This window comes from Streptomyces sp. NPDC056161 (assembly GCF_042268025.1).
Taxonomy (GTDB): domain Bacteria; phylum Actinomycetota; class Actinomycetes; order Streptomycetales; family Streptomycetaceae; genus Streptomyces.
On the sequence record NZ_JBHJUV010000089.1, the window covers coordinates 1 to 15,823 of the forward strand.

Consider the following 15,823-nt stretch of genomic DNA (forward strand, 5'->3'; position numbering starts at 1 on the left):
CCGCTCGGCGGCGGGCCCCGCACCCGGATCCCGGTCTCAGACCCCCACGGGCTCCCGTACCTCCGGTTCGCCCGCGGCCCGCTTCGCCGCGCGCTTCTTCGCCCGTCGCTCCTTGCGGAGTTCGACCATCGCGTACAGCGTCGGGACCAGCAGCAGCGTCAGCAGGGTCGACGTGATCAGACCGCCGATCACCACCACCGCGAGCGGCTGGGCGATGAAGCCGCCCTCGCCGGTGACGCCGAGTGCCATCGGCAGCAGGGCGAAGATGGTGGCCAGTGCCGTCATCAGGATCGGGCGGAGCCGGTGCCGGCCGCCCTCCACCACGGCTTCGACCACGCCGTAGCCCTGGCGCCGGTACTGGTTGATCAGGTCGATCAGCACGATCGCGTTCGTCACCACGATGCCGATCAGCATCAGCATGCCGATCATCGCGGGGACGCCCATCGGCGTGCCGGTCAGGACGAGCAGGCCGAGCGCGCCGGTCGCCGCGAACGGCACGGACACCAGCAGGATCAGCGGCTGGACCAGCGAACGGAACGTACCCACCAGCAGCAGGAAGACGATCGCGATCGCCGCGAGCATCGCCAGGGCCAGGTTCTTGAACGCGCTGTTCTGGTCCGAGGTGACGCCGCCGATCTTCGCCGTCGCGCCCTCCGGGAGCTTCAGCGCGTCGATCTTGGACTGGAGCTTGGTGCTCACCGCGCCGGTGTTGTCACCCGTCGGCCGCGCGGTGATGGTCGCCGCGCGCTGGCTGTCGATCCGGGTGATCGAGACCGGCCCGTCCACCAGCTTCACCGTCGCGATGTCGCCCAGCTTCACCGGGCCCAGTTTCAGCGCCCGCAACTGCGCCAGCGTCTCGGCCGGCTTCGCCGACTTGACCACGATGTCGCGCTCGGTGTCGTCCAGGGTCGCCTTCGCGGCCGTCGTGGTGCCGCCGACCGCCTGGGACACCGCGGCGCCCAGCGTCTGGTCGTTGAAGCCCGCGGCGGCGGCCTTCGCGTTCGCCGTGACCGAGACCCGCGGCACGCTCTGCGTCAGGTCGCTGGTCACGTCCGTGACGTCGCTCAGTCCGGCCACGGTCTTGCGCACCTGCTCCGCCGCCTTGCTCAGCACGTTCTGGTCGGCCGCCTTCACGACCACGCTGAGGTCCTGGCTGCCGAAGCCGTCACCGGCGGACACCGTGGTGGAGCCGATGCCCTTCAACTTGGCCAGGCCGTCCTCGATGTGCGTCTGCACGTCGTCGTAGGACGCCGAGTCCTCCAGCATCACCTGGTACGACGCCTGGTTGGTGTCCGTGCCGCCGCCGAAGGCCGCCATGAAGCCGGACGAGCCGATCGTGACCTGGTAGTCCTTGACGCCCTTGGTGTCGCCGAGCAGCTTCTCCACCCGTTTGGCCTGCTCGTCGGTGGCCGCGAGGCTGGTGCCGGGCTTCAGCTCCTGCTTGACGCTGAGCACCTGCTGCTCGCCCTGGTCGAAGAAGTTCGTCTTCAGCAGCGGGGCCATGCCGAAGGTGGCGAGCAGCACCACCACGGCGATCACGACGCTGGTGAAGCGGCGGCGCGTGGCGAACCGCAGCACCGGGACGTAGATGCGCTGGAGGCGGCTGTTGGCCTCCTTCTCCTCCGCCTTGCGGCGGGCCTGCTCGGTGTCCTCGGGGGTGCCCTTCGGGGCGCGCAGGAACCAGTACGACAGGACCGGCACGACCGTCAGCGACACCAGCAGGGACGCCAGCAGCGCGGCGGTCACGGTGAGGCTGAACGAGCCGAACAGCGCGCCCACCATGCCGCCGACCAGCCCGATCGGCAGGAAGACGGCGACCGTGGTGAGGGTCGAGGCGGTGACCGCGCCGGCCACCTCGCGGACCGCGCCGAGGATCGCGGACTGGCGTTCCTCGCCGTAGCCGAGGTGCCGCTTGATGTTCTCCAGGACGACGATCGAGTCGTCCACGACCCGGCCGATGGCGATGGTCAGCGCGCCCAGCGAGAGCATGTTCAGGGACAGCCCGCGCGTCCACAGCACGATCAGGGCGAGGACGACGGAGAGCGGGATGCTGACCGCCGTCACCAGCGTCGACCGCAGCGACGCCAGGAAGACCAGGATGACCAGGACGGCGAAGAGCAGACCCAGGGCGCCCTCGACGGTCAGGCCGTTGATGGACTTCGACACCGCCGGGCCCTGGTCGCTGACGACGGTGATCTGCGAGCCGGAGCCGAGTTGCTTGCGCAGGTCGGGGAGCTTGTCCTTGACCGCGTTGGAGATGGAGACCGCGCTGCCGTCGTGGTTCATGGTGACGCTGACGGCCAGGCTCGGCCGGCCGTCGGTGCGGGTGATGGAGTCGGCGGGGGCCGGCTGCTCCTTGACCGTGGCGACGTCGCCGAGGCGCACCGGCTTGCCGCCGGGCTGCTGGCCGGTGACCATCAGGTCCTGGATCGCCGCGAGCGAGGTGAAGCCGTCGCCGACCTGGACGGTGCGGTTGGCGCCGCCCTCGTCGAAGGAGCCGGCCGGGACGCCGGCGCCGCCCGCCTGGAGCGCCTGGCCGATGGCGGCGGCGTTGAGGCCCGCCGCGGCCAGCTTCCTGTCGTCGGGGGTCACCGCGACCTGGAGGTCCCGTACGCCGTCGACCTGGACGCGGCCGACACCGCCGATGTTCTTCAGATCCGGTACGACCGTCTTGTCGAGCTGGTCGGCGAGGGTCTGCTGGTCCTTGTCGGAGGTGACGGCGAGGACCACGGTCGGGATGTCGTCCGTGGACCCGGAGACCACCTGCGGTTCGACGCCGGCCGGGAGCTGGGCGCGGTTGACGGCCTGCTGAACGTCGTTGACCAGCTGCTTGGTGTCGTTGCCGTAGTCGAACGACGCCATGATCACGGCGTTGCCCTCGCTGGCCGTGGAGGTGACGCCGGAGATGTTGTCGACGGCTTCGAGGTTGTTTTCCAGGGGTTCGACGACCTGCTTCTCGACGACGTCGGGGGACGCGCCCTGGTAGGGCACGATGACCGACACCAGCGGCAGGTCGATGTTGGGCAGCAGCTGCTGTTTGATCTGGGGTATCGCGATCGCCCCGAAGACGAGGGCGATGATGGACATCAGCCCTATCAGGGCCCGTTGCGCGAGGCTGAAGCGTGACAGCCAGGACATGGGTCAGGGTCTCTCTTCTGTGAGCGGCAGAAGGGCGGGTGACCGCCCACATCACACCACTCTGGGGCATCCGCGAGAGCCGATCCGTCAGCCGGAGGTCCATTTCCTTACCCCGGTCCTACTCCGCCCGGAGTACGCCCGGGTGGAGGTCAGTCCATCCTCGGACGTACCAGCCCTGACTCGTAGGCGATGACCACCAGCTGGGCGCGGTCCCGTGCGCCCAGCTTGGCCATGGCCCGGTTGACGTGGGTCTTCACCGTCAGCGGGCTGACCTCCAGACGCTCGGCGATCTCGTCGTTGGAGTGGCCGCCGGCGACCTGCACCAGTACCTCGCGCTCCCGTCCGGTCAGCGCGTCCAGCCGGTCGGAGCGCGCGGGGTCGCGGCCGTCGTCGGCGGCGTCGCCCTGGGCGAGGAAGCGGGCGATCAGGCCCTTGGTGGCCACCGGGGAGAGCAGGGCGTCGCCGTGGGCCGCGATCCGTATGGCGCTGAGGAGTTCGTCGGGTTCGGAGCCCTTGCCGAGGAAGCCGGAGGCACCCGCGCGCAGCGCCTGCACCACGTAGTCGTCGACCTCGAAGGTGGTCAGGATGACCACGCGGACGTGCGCGAGGGCGGGGTCGGCGCTGATCAGCCGGGTGGCCTGAAGGCCGTCGGTGCCGGGCATCCGGATGTCCATGAGGACGACGTCCGCCCGCTGCTGTCTGGTCAGCCGCACCGCTTCCGCGCCGTCGGACGCCTCCCCCACCACCTCCATGTCCGCCTCGGAGTCGACGAGCACGCGGAAGGCGCTGCGCAGCAGTGCCTGGTCGTCGGCGAGCAGGACACGGATCGTCATGCGGGCTCCCCCGTGGCGGCGGTGCGGTTGGTGAGGGGCAGGATCGCATGGACGCGGAAGCCGCCTCCGTACCGGGGACCGGCGGTGAGGCTGCCGCCGAGGGCGGTGGCCCGCTCCCGCATGCCGATCAGCCCGTGTCCGCCGCCGGCCGCGGGGGCGCCGTCCGGTGCCGTGCCGTCGTCGAGGACGGTGACCTCGACGAGCGGTCCCACGCGGACCACGCTGACCTCGGCCTTGGCGGCGGGACCCGCGTGCTTCTGCACGTTGGTCAGGGCCTCCTGGATGATCCGGTAGGCGGCCAGGTCGACGGTCGCGGGCAGGGCCTCGCCCTGGCCGGCGTGGGCGACCTCCACCTGGAGGCCGGCGTTGCGGAAGGTGTCGGCGAGTTCGTCGAGGCGGCTGAGGCCGGGGGCGGGTTCGGTGGGGGCCTCGGGGTCGCCGGACTGGCGCAGCAGGCCGACGGTGGCACGTAGTTCGTTGAGCGCGGACCGGCTGGCCTCCCGTACGTGGCCGAGGGCCTCCTTCGCCTGGTCGGGGCGCTTGTCCATGACGTGGGCGGCGACTCCGGCCTGCACGTTGACCAGGGCGATGTGGTGGGCGACGACGTCGTGCAGATCGCGGGCGATGCGCAGGCGTTCCTCGGCGACGCGGCGCCTGGCCTCCTCCTCGCGGGTGCGTTCGGCCCGTTCGGCGCGTTCCCTGATGGCCCGGACGACCGCGCGGCGGCTGCGGACGGCGTCGCCCGCGGTGGCACCGATGCCGGTCCAGGCGATGATGGCCAGGTTGTCCTGGGCGTACCAGGGCAGCGGCCCGGCGAGCATGGCGGCGCCGGTCAGCACGGTCATGGTGAGCAGGCCGACCCGCCAGGTGGTGGCGCGGTCGGTGGTCGCGGCGACCGTGTAGAGGGCGATGACGGCGGTCATCGCGACGGGGGTGCGCGGGTCACCGGTGACGCTCTCGACGAGCGCCATGGCACCGGTGACGCCGAGGACGGTCCGCGGGGCGCTGCGGCGGAAGACGAGGGCCGCGGCGCCGACGGTCATCAGGACCAGGCTGAGCAGGTCCGGGGTGCGCACGGCCCAGATGACGCCGTGCTTCGCGGGGCCGGCGAAGGACCCGGCCACCATGCACACCAGCGCGCCCACCGCGATGGCCGTGTCCAGCGCGAAGGGGTGCGCGGTGAGCCGGTGGCGGGCGCGCTGGAGAGTGCTCACGTCGGGAACGGTACGGGGCCGCGGGTGCCTGACGGACCGGAGCCGCGGGTGCGCGACGGCACGGGGCCGCGATGGACGGGGCGGCACCTGGCCGGTGTCATCCCGGGATCAGGCCGTCGTTGCGCAGCAGCTCCCGTACCTCCTCCAGGGTCGCGTCGGGGGACGGCAGGATGAGGTCGGACGGGTCCAGGGAGTCGTCGGGCAGTGGTTCGCCCAGTTCGTGCACCTTGGCGAGGAGGTCCTGGAGGGTACGGCGGAAGCCGGGGCCGTCGCCGTTCTCCACCTCGGCCAGGAGTTCGTCGTCCAGCTTGTTCAGCTCGGTGAGGTGGCTCTCGGCCAGCCTCACCTGTCCCTCCCCCATGATCCGTACGATCATGTCCGCCATCTCGTCCTCCAGCCCGTCGGCTCGTGCGTCCCTACTGCTTGTCGAAGCGCGGGGTGTCCTGCGGCTGCTGCTGGGACTGCGGCTGGGCGGTGCCGCCCTCGATCGCCTGCTGCGGCGAACCGGAGGCCAGTTCCGCCTTCATCCGCTGGAGTTCCAGCTCCACATCCGTACCACCGGAGAGGCGGTCCAGCTCGGCCTGGATGTCGTCCTTGGCCATGCCGGAGGGGTCGTCGAGGGCACCGGAGGCGAGCAGTTCGTCGATGGCGCCGGCCCGCGCCTGGAGCTGGGCGGTCTTGTCCTCGGCGCGCTGGATGGCCAGGCCGACGTCGCCCATCTCCTCGGAGATGCCGGAGAACGCCTCGCCGATCCGGGTCTGGGCCTGGGCCGCGGTGTACGTCGCCTTGATGGTCTCCTTCTTCGTACGGAAGGCGTCCACCTTGGCCTGGAGGCGCTGGGCCGCCAGGGTGAGCTTCTCCTCCTCGCCCTGGAGCGTGGCGTGCTGCGTCTCCAGGTCCGTCACCTGCTGCTGGAGGGCGGCGCGGCGGGAGAGCGCCTCGCGGGCCAGGTCCTCACGGCCGAGCGCGAGCGCCTTGCGGCCCTGGTCCTCCAGCTTGGAGGACTGCTGCTGCAACTGGTTCAGCTGGAGTTCCAGGCGCTTGCGGGACGTCGCCACGTCGGCGACGCCGCGGCGGACCTTCTGGAGCAGCTCCAGCTGCTTCTGGTACGAGTAATCGAGGGTCTCGCGCGGGTCCTCGGCCCGGTCAAGGGCCTTGTTCGCCTTCGCGCGGAAGATCATCCCCATACGCTTCATGACACCGCTCATGGGCTTCGCGCGCCCCCTTCTGACGGACTCCAGCTCACAGATCCTGCGACAGAACCCACAGTACGGGCCCTGCCTCCATTACCGCACTGTTCGGGGACCGATGCGCTCATCCCCAAGGACGACTGCGTACGGTCCCGCTCCGGCGTAGGGAGTAGGTGGTCCCCGGGGTGACCGCCGGATGAACCGTCTGCAACGTCCCCTCTGTCCCTCTACAGACGACCGATGTGGCCGGATCGTTCCCTGCCGGGGCGTCGGCCATACCCGCCCGCCGACCACCGTCGGCCCGGGATTTCGGGGGACCTCCGGCCCCACGCGCCTTGTTTACCCTTTACCCTTGGCTTTTGTGTTCCGTAGCCGTGCCAAGGAAGAGAAGGCCCCGTCCGCAGTGAAGGCGGCGGTGACCGACTCCAAGCAGCCCCGTGATCCCGAGGCCCCCAAGGGCCGCCCCACCCCGAAGCGCAGTGAGGCCCAGTCTCAGCGCCGCAGCGTGGCCAATACGCCGACGACGCGCAAGGAGGCCGCCAAGCGGCAGCGCGACGAGCGGCGTGTCCAGCTGGAGCGCCAGCGTCAGGCGCTGGCCGGCGGCGACGAGCGGTATCTGCCCGCGCGGGACAGGGGCCCGGTCCGCAAGTTCGCCCGGCAGTGGGTCGACTCGCGCTTCAACGTCGCGGAGTTCTTCCTCCCGCTGGCCGTGATCATCCTGGTGCTGAGCGTGGTGCGGGTGCCCATGCTGCAGAGCATCGCGCTGCTGCTGTGGCTGGTCGTGATCGTGCTGATCGTGCTCGACGCGGCCTTCAGCGGCTTCCGGCTGAGGAAGCGGCTCGGCGAGCGCTTCCCCGACCACAACCGCCGGGGCGCGGTCGCCTACGCCCTGATGCGGTCCCTCCAGATGCGCCGGATGCGGCTGCCGAAGCCGCAGGTCAAGCGTGGAGAACGGCCCTGAGCGCAGCCTCTTTCTCCGACGGCGCGGCCGCGACCTGGCTGAGCGGGCTCGGCGGTCTGCGCAACGTCGTGCGGCAGGAACTGGTGGCACGGCAGCTCGACGAGCAGATGGCCGGGCGGTTCCCGGTCGGGCAGCGGCTGCGGGTGCTCGACGTCGGGATGGGCCAGGGCACCCAGGCGCTGCGGCTGGCCCGGGTCGGCCATCAGGTGACCGGCGTGGAGCAGGACGCGCGGATGATCACGGCGGCCCGTCAGGCGCTGATGGCGGAGCCCGAGGGGATCCGTGAGCGGGTCCGGATCGTCCAGGGGGACGGTCAGGACACCGGGGTGCATTTCCTGCCGGGCAGTTTCGACGTGGTGCTGTGCCACGGGGTGCTGATGTACGTGGCGGACCCGGATCCGCTGGTGGCCGGTCTCGCCCGGGTGCTCGCCCCCGGCGGGCTGCTGTCGCTCCTGGTGCGCAACGGCGACGCGCTCGCGATGCGGCCGGGGCTGGCCGGGGACTGGTCGGGGGCGCTCGCCGCGTTCGACTCGACCGCGTACACCAACCGGCTGGGGCTCCAGGTGCGGGCCGACCGGCTGGAGGCGCTCACGACGACGCTGGCCGGGATCGGGGCCCCGCTGCACGCCTGGTACGGCGTGCGGGTCTTCACCGACCAGGCGGCGGACGACGCTGAGGCCCCGGCCGGTCTTGAGGCGCTGCTGGCCGCCGAGGAGCGGGCCGGTCGGACGGATCCGTACCGCGGGGTGGCGGCGCTGCTGCACCTGTGCGGTGTGCGGGGCTGATGGCCGGGGCCGGGACGCGCCCGTTCGGCGGTACTCCACGGGCCCGGGGCTTCGCCCCGCGGTGAGACTCGGGACATGGACGTTTCCCGTAGCCGTGCCCGTGCCCCGCGGGCCGTCGCCCTCCTCGCCGCACTCGGGTGCTCCGCCGTGCTCGTCACCGGATGTACCTCCGAGTCCGCTCCGGCGGGCGAACGGGAGCCGGCCACGCCGGCCGCGGTCCCGCTGAGCAGCAACGACCTGCAGAACGCCTACCAGCGGGTGATCAAGGACGTGCTGCCGTCGGTGGTGCAGATCCAGGGCACCCGCGATCTGGGGTCGGGGGTGGTGTACGACGACAACGGACACATCGTCACCAACGCCCACGTGGTCGGCGACGAGAAGATCTTCCGGGTGACCACCGCGAACAGCGAGACACCGCTGACCGCACGGCTCGTGTACTCCTACCCCGAGCAGGATCTCGCGGTGGTCAAGCTGGACCGGATCCCGGAGGGGCTGAAGGGGGCCCGGTTCGCGAACTCCGAGAAGGTGGAGGTCGGGCAGATCGTGCTCGCCATGGGTTCGCCGCTCGGGCTGTCGTCCAGCGTGACGCAGGGCATCGTGTCGGCGACCGGGCGGACCGTCAGCGAGGGCAGTTCGGGCGGCGGCACCGGGGCCACCATCGCGAACATGGTGCAGACGTCGGCGGCGATCAACCCGGGCAACAGCGGGGGCGCCCTGGTCAACCTCGACGGAGAGGTCATCGGCATTCCGACGCTCGCCGCGGCCGATCCCGAACTCGGGGGCAGCGCGGCGCCCGGCATCGGCTTCGCCATCCCGGCGTCGATGGTGAGGACGGTCGCCGACCAGATCATCAAGCAGGGCCGGGTCACCGACTCGGGGCGGGCGGCGCTCGGCATCACCGCGCGGGACGTGGTCGACGACTCCTTCCGGCCCGCCGGGGTCGCCGTGGTCGCGGTGCAGACCGGGGGCGCCGCGGAGAAGGCCGGCATCCGGCCCGGGGACGTCATCACCAAGGTCGGCGACATCGACATCACCACGATCACCTCGCTCTCCGAGGCACTGGCGCGGGACCGTCCGGGCGGCCGGACGACAGTCACGTACACCCGCGACGGCACCGAACAAACGGTGACCGTGACCCTGGGCGCGCAATAACCAGCCCGCCCCGAAGGCAACGCCCCGAAGGAGACGCGGGAACTGCGCGCCCAGCCCCGGAAGGGACGCGGGGAACTGCGCGACCAGCCCCGGAAGGGGCGCGGGGAACTGCGCGACCAGCCCCCGCCCACCCGCGCCCAAAACACAACCACCCCCAACCCTCCCCCCTCACCACCACCGGCCAGGGCCAACACCCCAAAGGGCCGCGGGGAAACCACGCGCCCAGCCCCGGAAGGGGCGCGGGGAACTGCGCGACCAGCCCCCGCCCACCCGCAGTCACATCACCACCGCAGATCAGAACACCCCACCCGGCAACCCCAGCGGAGCGCCTACGCGTGCAGGCTCATGGGCCCATAGATCTCCGTGGCGTCCTCGAACAGCCGCACCTGGTCGGCACCGCCCGCGAGCAGGTCCTTCCAGTACTCGCCGATCCAGGACTCGGCGTCCCCCTGGGTGGTGAACTCCTCGGGCCGCACCGCCGGCTGGACCTCCGTCCCGTCGGCCTTCTCGAACTGCCACGTCCATGCCGCCATGTACGCCTCCTCGTGTCAGCACCTGCGAAACGGAGCGGACCCGGATCCCGGTTCCGGCTCCCGGCGGCAGCCTAGTGCGCCGACCGGATGCGCGAGACCTGCGGCGACAGGTGAAAATCGGTCCGTGGACGTGACTGTGCTCGGTACCGGTGCCCCGGCGGGGCTGCCCCGCCCCGGCTGTTCCTGCGCGGCGTGCGCGACTGCGCTCGGCGCGGACGCGCGGGCCGCCACCTCGGTGCTCGTGGACGGGGTGCTGCTGCTCGACCTGACGCCAGGCGTGGCGTTCGCGGCCGTACGGGCCGGGCACTCGCTCGGCGGCGTACGGCAGGTGCTGCTGTCGCATCCGCACGAGGGGCCCGCGGTGGAGGTGCCGGCCGGGCTGCCGCAGCCCGTGCGGGTGCCGGACGGACGGGAGTTGACGCTGCTGACCGGGCAGCGGGTGCGGGCGCTCGCGATGGACGCGGGCGGCACCGGGTACGCGGTGACCGGGCCTGGCGGGCAGCGGCTGCTGTATCTGCCGCCGGGCGGCGCCCCGGCGGGGCTCGCGGCGGGGCTCGCGGCGGGCGCGAAGCCCGTCGTGCCGTACGACCTGGTGCTCACGGACGTGGTGGGGCGGCCGGACGCGCTGGCCCGGCTGCGTGCGGCGGGGGCGGTCGGTCCGGGGACGGACGTGGTCGCCGTGCATCTGGACCACGACGTGCCGCCGGGCGGCGAGGTGCGGCGCCGGCTGGCCGCGGCGGGCGCCCGTGCGGTGCCGGACGGTACGACGCTGGCGGTGGGCGCGTACGCGAAGGTGCCGGAGGTGCCGCGCCGGACGCTGGTGCTGGGCGGCGCGCGCTCCGGGAAGTCGGTGGAGGCCGAGCGGCGCCTCGCGTCCTTCCCCGAGGTGCTGTACGTGGCCACGGGCGGCTCCCGGAGCGGGGACACCGAGTGGGCCGCCCGGGTGGCGGCGCACCGGGAGCGCCGCCCCGGGTCCTGGCGCACGGCGGAGACCTGCGATCTCGTGCCGCTGCTCGCCAAGGACGGCCCGCCGCTGCTGATCGACTGCCTGTCGCTGTGGCTGACGGACGCGATGGACGCCGTCGGGGCGTGGGACGACGCGGAGTGGGCGTCCGGCGGGGAGCGGGCACTGCGGGAGCGGGTACGGGAGTTGACGTGTGCGCTGCGCGCGGCCCGGCGGACGGTGGTGGCGGTGTCCAACGAGGTCGGCTCGGGGATCGTCCCCGCGACCGCCTCCGGGCGGCGCTACCGGGACGAACTCGGGCGGCTGAACGCGGCGTTCGCGAACGAGTGCGAGCACGTGGTGCTGGTGGTCGCCGGGCAGGCGCTGGTGCTGCGGGGGTGACCCGTGCCCGGCACGCGTGCGGGCGCCTCCCCGGCACGCGTGCGGGCGCCTCCCCGGTGCCCGGCGGGCGCCCGGAGGCCCGGGGCGGCGGGACCGCCCGCGCCGCCGGGGGCCCGTCGGGCGCGGCGCCTCGGCGGCGGTCAGCGCGGCCCCTTCCGGGCGATGATCCGGTAGGCGTTGGCGAACCGGGTGCGGCGCAGCAGCGGGGCCAGGACACGGTCCAGGGCCGCCGCCGCGGCCACCGGCGGCACGGTCGCCCGGCGCAGGCCCGCGGGCAGGGTGTGGGCCAGCGCGAGGAGCAGGGCGGCCGACAGGTCGTGGGGGACGTGCGGGGCGCGGCGGTCCGTGGCGACGATCGTGCAGCCCAGGTCCGCCAGTTCCGCGCGGAGGTTGTCCAGCGGCGGCAGGTGCGGGTGGCGGGGCTGGCCGTGCGGGAGCCACCACTTGCCGAGCAGGGCGGCGAACGCGCTGGCCGGGTCGGGGACTTCGACGAGGAGGTGGCCGCCGGGGCGCAGGACGGTGAGGGCGGCGCGGAGTTCCTCGCGCGGGTCGGGCGCGTACTGGAGGTGGTGGAACATGCTGACCACGTCGTAGCGGGCGCGCAGCCGGGCGGTGAGGTGCGGATCGGTGAGCCGGCCGACGTACGCCTCCTCGATCCGGCCCACCGTGCGGGCCCGCACCACCCGCGAGCCGGCGTCGAGGCCGTCGAAGGACGTGTACGGGAACAGGTCGCGCGCCGCCTCCGGGAAGCGGGCGTGGCCCGTGCCGACGTCCAGCCAGCTCTCCGGTTCGGCGAACCCGGGGGAACGCAGCAGCGCGCGGGCCGCGGCGCGGTGGCGGCGGGCGGTGTCGAGGCGGTCCACGAGCGGCTGTACGCGCGTGTCGTGGAACTCGCGGTGGTGGAAGGCCAGGCCCTCCGGGGTGAGGCGCGGGTTCTGGAAGGTGTGGGCGCAGTCCCGGCACTCCTCGATCACGAAGGTGCCCGGGGCGCGGTAGCGCAGGTCGGGCGTGCGCAGCCGGACCCGCAGCCGCGGCGAACCGCACCAGGGGCAGTCCGGGCGGCGCGGCTCGTGGAAGGGGGCGGTGACCCGGCGGGCGGTGGCCCTGGGGGCGGGGAGCGCGGGCGCCTGCGCCGACGGCACGGGCGACTGTGGCGACGGCACGGGCGGCTGCGCCGACGGCACGGACGGCTGCGCCGACTGCTCGGGCGACTGCCGCGACTGCTCGGGCGGCTGTCGCGACTGCTCGGGCGGCTGTCGCGACTGCTCGGGCGGCTGTCGCGGCGGCATGGCCGGCTCCGCCGCCATGGGTGGCTCGGGCTGGATGGACGGCTCCGGCGGCATGGGTGCCTCCCTGTACGACAATCCGCTGCAAACCGGAACGTATGGGATAGCGATCTTGGGTGCAAAGACGCCGTGCGGATGCCATGACGACGTGGCGCGCGACCGGCACCGAACCGTTCGTTCGCTGCCGGTACTGTTCGGCGAATGAGCTCGCTGAATCTCGACGACTTCACCGATCTGATCGAGCGCCCGGACGGCGGTGTGCGCCGTGACGCAGAGACCCGCCGGGAACGTCTGATCGTGCCGCCCGGGTCCCTGGGCCGCCTGGACGACCTGGGCGAGTGGCTGTCCGCCGCACAGGGCGCCGTACCGGTACGGCCGGTCGGACGGCCGCGGGTCGTGCTGTTCGCAGGTGACCACGGAATCGCCTCCCTCGACGTGTCCGCGCGCCCGGCCGGAAGCGCCGGGCAGCTGGTGCGGGCGGTCCTGGAGGGCGGCAGTCCGGTGTCGGTGCTCGCGCGGCGGCTCGGGGTGCCGGTGCGGGTGGTGGACCTGGCGCTGGACTGCCCGCCGGACGCCTTCCCCGAGGACGTCGTACGGCACCGGGTGCGGCGCGGCAGCGGCCGGATCGACATCGAGGACGCGCTGACCCCCGAGGAGGCCGAGGCCGCCTTCCGGGCGGGCATGGCGGTGGCCGACGAGGAGGCCGACTCCGGTACGGACGTGGTGGTGCTCGGCGACGTCAGCGTGGGCGGGACCACCGCGGCGGCCGTGCTGGTCGCCGCGTTGTGCGGGACCGACGCCTCCGTGGTGACCGGGCGCGGCGGCCTCGCCATCGACGACCTCACCTGGATGCGCAAGTGCGCGGCGGTCCGGGACGCGCTGCGCCGGGCGCGGCCGGTGCTCGGGGACCAGTTGCAGCTGCTGGCGACGGTGGGCGGTGCCGATCTCGCGGCGATGACCGGGTTCCTGCTCCAGTGCGCGGTGCGGAAGCTGCCGGTGATCCTGGACGGGGTGGTGGCGGCCGCGTGCGCGCTGGTCGGGCAGCGGATCGCCTTCCGGGCGCCGGACTGGTGGCTGGCCGGGCACGACAGCGGGGAGCCGGGGCAGGCGAAGGCGCTGGACCGGATGGCGCTGGAGCCGCTGCTGGACCAAGGGGTCAGGGTCGGCGAGGGCACCGGCGCGCTGCTGGCGCTGCCCCTGGTGCAGGCGGCGGCCGCGCTCGCCGCGGAACTCCCGGAGCAGTCGGCACAGGAGCCCGGCGAAGCGGCCGAGGAGCCGGGCGACTCGGTGCCGGAAGCCGGGGAACCGGCACCGTAAGCCGGTCCGGCGCCGTAAGCCGGTCGGACGGCCGGGGAACCGGCACCGGAGGCCGGACAGGCGGGCGGGGGAGCCAGCACCGGAGGCCGGGCGGGACGGGAAGTCGGCGCAGCAGGAGTAGCGGCTTTCCGCGGCCGGGTATGAGCGGTTCAACGGCACATCACCCATATCATCCTTCATCATGGGAGATGCCCGAAATGCCGTGAAGCAGGATGCCGCTCCGGCGCCGCCAGGTGACGGGGCGCGGCCGGACGGCACGGCCTCGGCGCGCGCCGCCGCCTGCGCCGTCTGGTACCTGCGGGCCGTCGCCTTCGTCAACTTCCTGAGCGCGGTGTGGGTCTCCCTCGGGCAGGACGTGCGCCGCCACAACCAGGAGAACCTCTTCACGCCGTATCTGCTGACGGCCGGCTTCGCCTCGGGCCTGTTCACAGCCTTCCTGGCGATCACCATGCGGCGCCGCAAACGGGCCGCCTGGATCCTGAACCTGGTGCTCAGCGGCGCTTTCCTCGCCCTGTTCGCGTTCGCCATGACCTTCCCGGAGATCCGGCAGTACGCGCAGAACTGGGTCTCCCTCGTGCTGACCGCCGCCTTCGTCGCCGCGCTGCTCGTCGGGCGCCGCGAGTTCTACGCCAAGGGCGACCGGTCCAACCCCAGGCTCGCCGCCACCGTCGCGGTCGGCGGCGGGCTCGCCGCCTCGCTGCTGGCCGCCCTGCTGGTGTCGGTCACCAACCGGGCGCCGGACGCGGGACGCTCGACGTTCCCGGAACGCTGGCACTACGGCACGCTGCGGCTCGTCTCGGTCGCCGCCGGCGAGACGTACTTCCCCGGGATCTCGACCCCCAACTGGGTCAACGTCGTCATCAACGTACTGAGCACGGTCCTCGTCCTCGGCGTGTTCTACGCCGCCTTCCGTTCCCGGCGTGCCGTCGACCCGCTCACCGGGGACGACGAGAAGCGGCTGCGGGTGCTGCTCGACGGATACGGCGAGCGGGACTCGCTCGGCTACTTCGCGCTGCGCCGGGAGAAGAGCGTGGTGTGGTCGCCGACCCGGAAGGCGGCGGTGGCCTACCGGGTCGTGGGCGGGGTGTCGCTGGCCTCCGGGGATCCGCTGGGCGACCCCGAGGCGTGGCCCGGGGCGATCGCGCCGTGGCTGGCCCAGGCACGGGCGCACGGCTGGATCCCGGCCGTGATGGGGGCGAGCGAGGAGGCGGGGACCGTGTACGCGCGGCACGGTCTGGACGCGCTGGAACTCGGGGACGAGGCGATCGTGGAGGTGGCCGAGTTCACGCTGGAGGGCCGGGCGATGCGCACCGTGCGCCAGGCCCACAACCGGGTCGGACGGGCCGGGTACACGGTGCGCGTCCGACGGCACGAGGAGATCCCGGCGGACGAGATGGCGTATCTGGTCCAGCGGGCCGACGACTGGCGGGACGGGGCCACCGAGCGCGGGTTCAGCATGGCACTCGGGCGGCTCGGGGAGCGCGGGGACGGGCGCTGCATGATGCTCGAATGCGCCGCCGCCGACGGCGAGTTGAAGGCGCTCCTCTCGTTCGTGCCCTGGGGGCCGCACGGGCTTTCGCTGGACCTCATGCGGCGGGACCGGAACTCCGACAACGGGCTGGTGGAGTTCATGGTCATCGAACTGCTGCGCCGGGCCGGGGAGATCGGGATCACCCAGGTCTCGCTCAACTTCGCGATGTTCCGGTCCGTCTTCGAACGCGGCTCCCGCCTCGGCGCGGGCCCGGTGCTGCGGCTGTGGCGCTCCCTGCTCAGTTTCTTCTCACGCTGGTGGCAGATCGAGTCCCTGTACCGCGCCAACGCCAAGTACCGGCCCATCTGGGAGCCGCGGTTCCTGCTGTTCGAGAAGACCGCGGACCTGCCGCGGATCGGTCTGGCGTCGGCGCGCGCGGAGGGGTTCCTGGAGGCACCCGGACTGCCCAGGTGGCTGCACCGCAGACACCTGGAGAGCCACGGATGAGGCCCGCCGGATGACCAGGGCCGCCCGCTGGGCCCGCACCGAGTGGGGTCCGCTGTACGTCACCGTGCGCGAGCCGCTGCTCGCGCCGGGC

The 15,823-nt window shown here is 72.9% G+C and carries 14 protein-coding genes; 7 read left to right on the forward strand and 7 right to left on the reverse strand.

What is annotated here, in order from left to right; all coding sequences use genetic code 11:
- Positions 1 to 36: 36 nt before the first annotated feature.
- From ACFC09_RS43120 to ACFC09_RS43140, 5 genes are all read right to left on the reverse strand, one after another.
- Entirely contained in the window at positions 37 to 3,138 is a 3,102-nt protein-coding gene (locus tag ACFC09_RS43120) for an efflux RND transporter permease subunit (RefSeq protein ID WP_376538148.1), read from the reverse strand.
- 149 nt (positions 3,139 to 3,287) lie between these two features.
- Positions 3,288 to 3,971, reverse strand: a complete 684-nt coding sequence (locus tag ACFC09_RS43125) for a response regulator (RefSeq protein ID WP_376538150.1) — start codon at positions 3,969 to 3,971, stop codon at positions 3,288 to 3,290.
- Entirely contained in the window at positions 3,968 to 5,185 is a 1,218-nt protein-coding gene (locus ACFC09_RS43130; RefSeq protein ID WP_376538152.1) for a sensor histidine kinase, read from the reverse strand. The genes ACFC09_RS43125 and ACFC09_RS43130 overlap by 4 nt, the downstream gene beginning before the upstream one ends.
- 97 nt (positions 5,186 to 5,282) lie before the next feature.
- Positions 5,283 to 5,561 (reverse strand): hypothetical protein, encoded by a 279-nt coding sequence (locus tag ACFC09_RS43135; protein ID WP_376538184.1) that lies wholly within the window; start codon positions 5,559 to 5,561, stop codon positions 5,283 to 5,285.
- Positions 5,562 to 5,601: 40 nt separating this feature from the next.
- Positions 5,602 to 6,393 (reverse strand): PspA/IM30 family protein, encoded by a 792-nt coding sequence (locus ACFC09_RS43140; RefSeq protein ID WP_376538154.1) that lies wholly within the window; start codon positions 6,391 to 6,393, stop codon positions 5,602 to 5,604.
- Between the two features lie 343 nt (positions 6,394 to 6,736).
- On the opposite strand from ACFC09_RS43140, the gene ACFC09_RS43145 reads away from it, so the two are divergent.
- The 3 genes from ACFC09_RS43145 to ACFC09_RS43155 all read left to right on the forward strand — a co-directional run bounded on the left by ACFC09_RS43145 (position 6,737) and on the right by ACFC09_RS43155 (position 9,273).
- A complete protein-coding gene (locus ACFC09_RS43145; RefSeq protein WP_376538156.1) occupies positions 6,737 to 7,336 on the forward strand; it encodes a DUF3043 domain-containing protein in 600 nt (199 codons plus the stop codon).
- 83 nt (positions 7,337 to 7,419) lie between these two features.
- A complete protein-coding gene (locus ACFC09_RS43150) occupies positions 7,420 to 8,121 on the forward strand; it encodes a class I SAM-dependent methyltransferase (protein ID WP_376538158.1) in 702 nt (233 codons plus the stop codon).
- A gap of 75 nt (positions 8,122 to 8,196) precedes the next feature.
- Positions 8,197 to 9,273, forward strand: coding sequence for a S1C family serine protease (locus ACFC09_RS43155; protein ID WP_376538160.1), 1,077 nt, complete (start codon positions 8,197 to 8,199; stop codon positions 9,271 to 9,273).
- Positions 9,274 to 9,602: 329 nt separating this feature from the next.
- On the opposite strand, the gene ACFC09_RS43160 is transcribed toward ACFC09_RS43155, so the two are convergent.
- The gene (locus ACFC09_RS43160; protein WP_376538162.1) at positions 9,603 to 9,806 is read right to left on the reverse strand and encodes a hypothetical protein; all 204 of its coding nucleotides are present in this window, start codon (positions 9,804 to 9,806) and stop codon (positions 9,603 to 9,605) included.
- 124 nt (positions 9,807 to 9,930) lie between these two features.
- Here ACFC09_RS43160 and ACFC09_RS43165 point away from each other — a divergent pair, with 124 nt between their 5' ends.
- Positions 9,931 to 11,151 carry a bifunctional adenosylcobinamide kinase/adenosylcobinamide-phosphate guanylyltransferase gene (locus tag ACFC09_RS43165; protein ID WP_376538164.1) on the forward strand — a complete coding sequence of 407 codons (1,221 nt, stop codon included), beginning with the start codon at positions 9,931 to 9,933 and terminating at the stop codon, positions 11,149 to 11,151.
- Positions 11,152 to 11,291: 140 nt separating this feature from the next.
- Here ACFC09_RS43165 and ACFC09_RS43170 read toward each other — a convergent pair whose 3' ends face one another.
- Positions 11,292 to 12,440, reverse strand: coding sequence for a class I SAM-dependent methyltransferase (locus ACFC09_RS43170; RefSeq protein ID WP_376538166.1), 1,149 nt, complete (start codon positions 12,438 to 12,440; stop codon positions 11,292 to 11,294).
- Here ACFC09_RS43170 and ACFC09_RS43175 point away from each other — a divergent pair.
- The 3 genes from ACFC09_RS43175 to ACFC09_RS43185 all read left to right on the forward strand — a co-directional run bounded on the left by ACFC09_RS43175 (position 12,439) and on the right by ACFC09_RS43185 (position 15,732).
- Positions 12,439 to 12,642 (forward strand): hypothetical protein, encoded by a 204-nt coding sequence (locus tag ACFC09_RS43175; protein WP_376538168.1) that lies wholly within the window; start codon positions 12,439 to 12,441, stop codon positions 12,640 to 12,642. The genes ACFC09_RS43170 and ACFC09_RS43175 overlap by 2 nt on opposite strands.
- Positions 12,639 to 13,754 (forward strand): nicotinate-nucleotide--dimethylbenzimidazole phosphoribosyltransferase, encoded by a 1,116-nt coding sequence (cobT, locus tag ACFC09_RS43180; RefSeq protein WP_376538170.1) that lies wholly within the window; start codon positions 12,639 to 12,641, stop codon positions 13,752 to 13,754. The genes ACFC09_RS43175 and cobT overlap by 4 nt, the downstream gene beginning before the upstream one ends.
- A gap of 181 nt (positions 13,755 to 13,935) precedes the next feature.
- Entirely contained in the window at positions 13,936 to 15,732 is a 1,797-nt protein-coding gene (locus ACFC09_RS43185; protein ID WP_376538172.1) for a phosphatidylglycerol lysyltransferase domain-containing protein, read from the forward strand.
- Positions 15,733 to 15,823: the final 91 nt, after the last annotated feature.

Bases quoted from the DNA above. Each gene is read 5' to 3' on its own strand.
- ACFC09_RS43140 (WP_376538154.1), bottom strand. From the start codon at position 6,393: ATGAGCGGTGTCATGAAGCGTATGGGGATGATCTTCCGCGCGAAGGCG.
- ACFC09_RS43185 (WP_376538172.1), top strand. From the start codon at position 13,936: ATGGGAGATGCCCGAAATGCCGTGAAGCAGGATGCCGCTCCGGCGCCG.
- cobT (WP_376538170.1), top strand. From the start codon at position 12,639: ATGAGCTCGCTGAATCTCGACGACTTCACCGATCTGATCGAGCGCCCG.
- ACFC09_RS43135 (WP_376538184.1), bottom strand. From the start codon at position 5,561: ATGATCGTACGGATCATGGGGGAGGGACAGGTGAGGCTGGCCGAGAGC.
- ACFC09_RS43160 (WP_376538162.1), bottom strand. From the start codon at position 9,806: ATGGCGGCATGGACGTGGCAGTTCGAGAAGGCCGACGGGACGGAGGTC.
- ACFC09_RS43175 (WP_376538168.1), top strand. From the start codon at position 12,439: ATGGCCGGCTCCGCCGCCATGGGTGGCTCGGGCTGGATGGACGGCTCC.
- ACFC09_RS43120 (WP_376538148.1), bottom strand. From the start codon at position 3,138: ATGTCCTGGCTGTCACGCTTCAGCCTCGCGCAACGGGCCCTGATAGGG.
- ACFC09_RS43170 (WP_376538166.1), bottom strand. From the start codon at position 12,440: ATGCCGCCGCGACAGCCGCCCGAGCAGTCGCGACAGCCGCCCGAGCAG.
- ACFC09_RS43125 (WP_376538150.1), bottom strand. From the start codon at position 3,971: ATGACGATCCGTGTCCTGCTCGCCGACGACCAGGCACTGCTGCGCAGC.
- ACFC09_RS43155 (WP_376538160.1), top strand. From the start codon at position 8,197: ATGGACGTTTCCCGTAGCCGTGCCCGTGCCCCGCGGGCCGTCGCCCTC.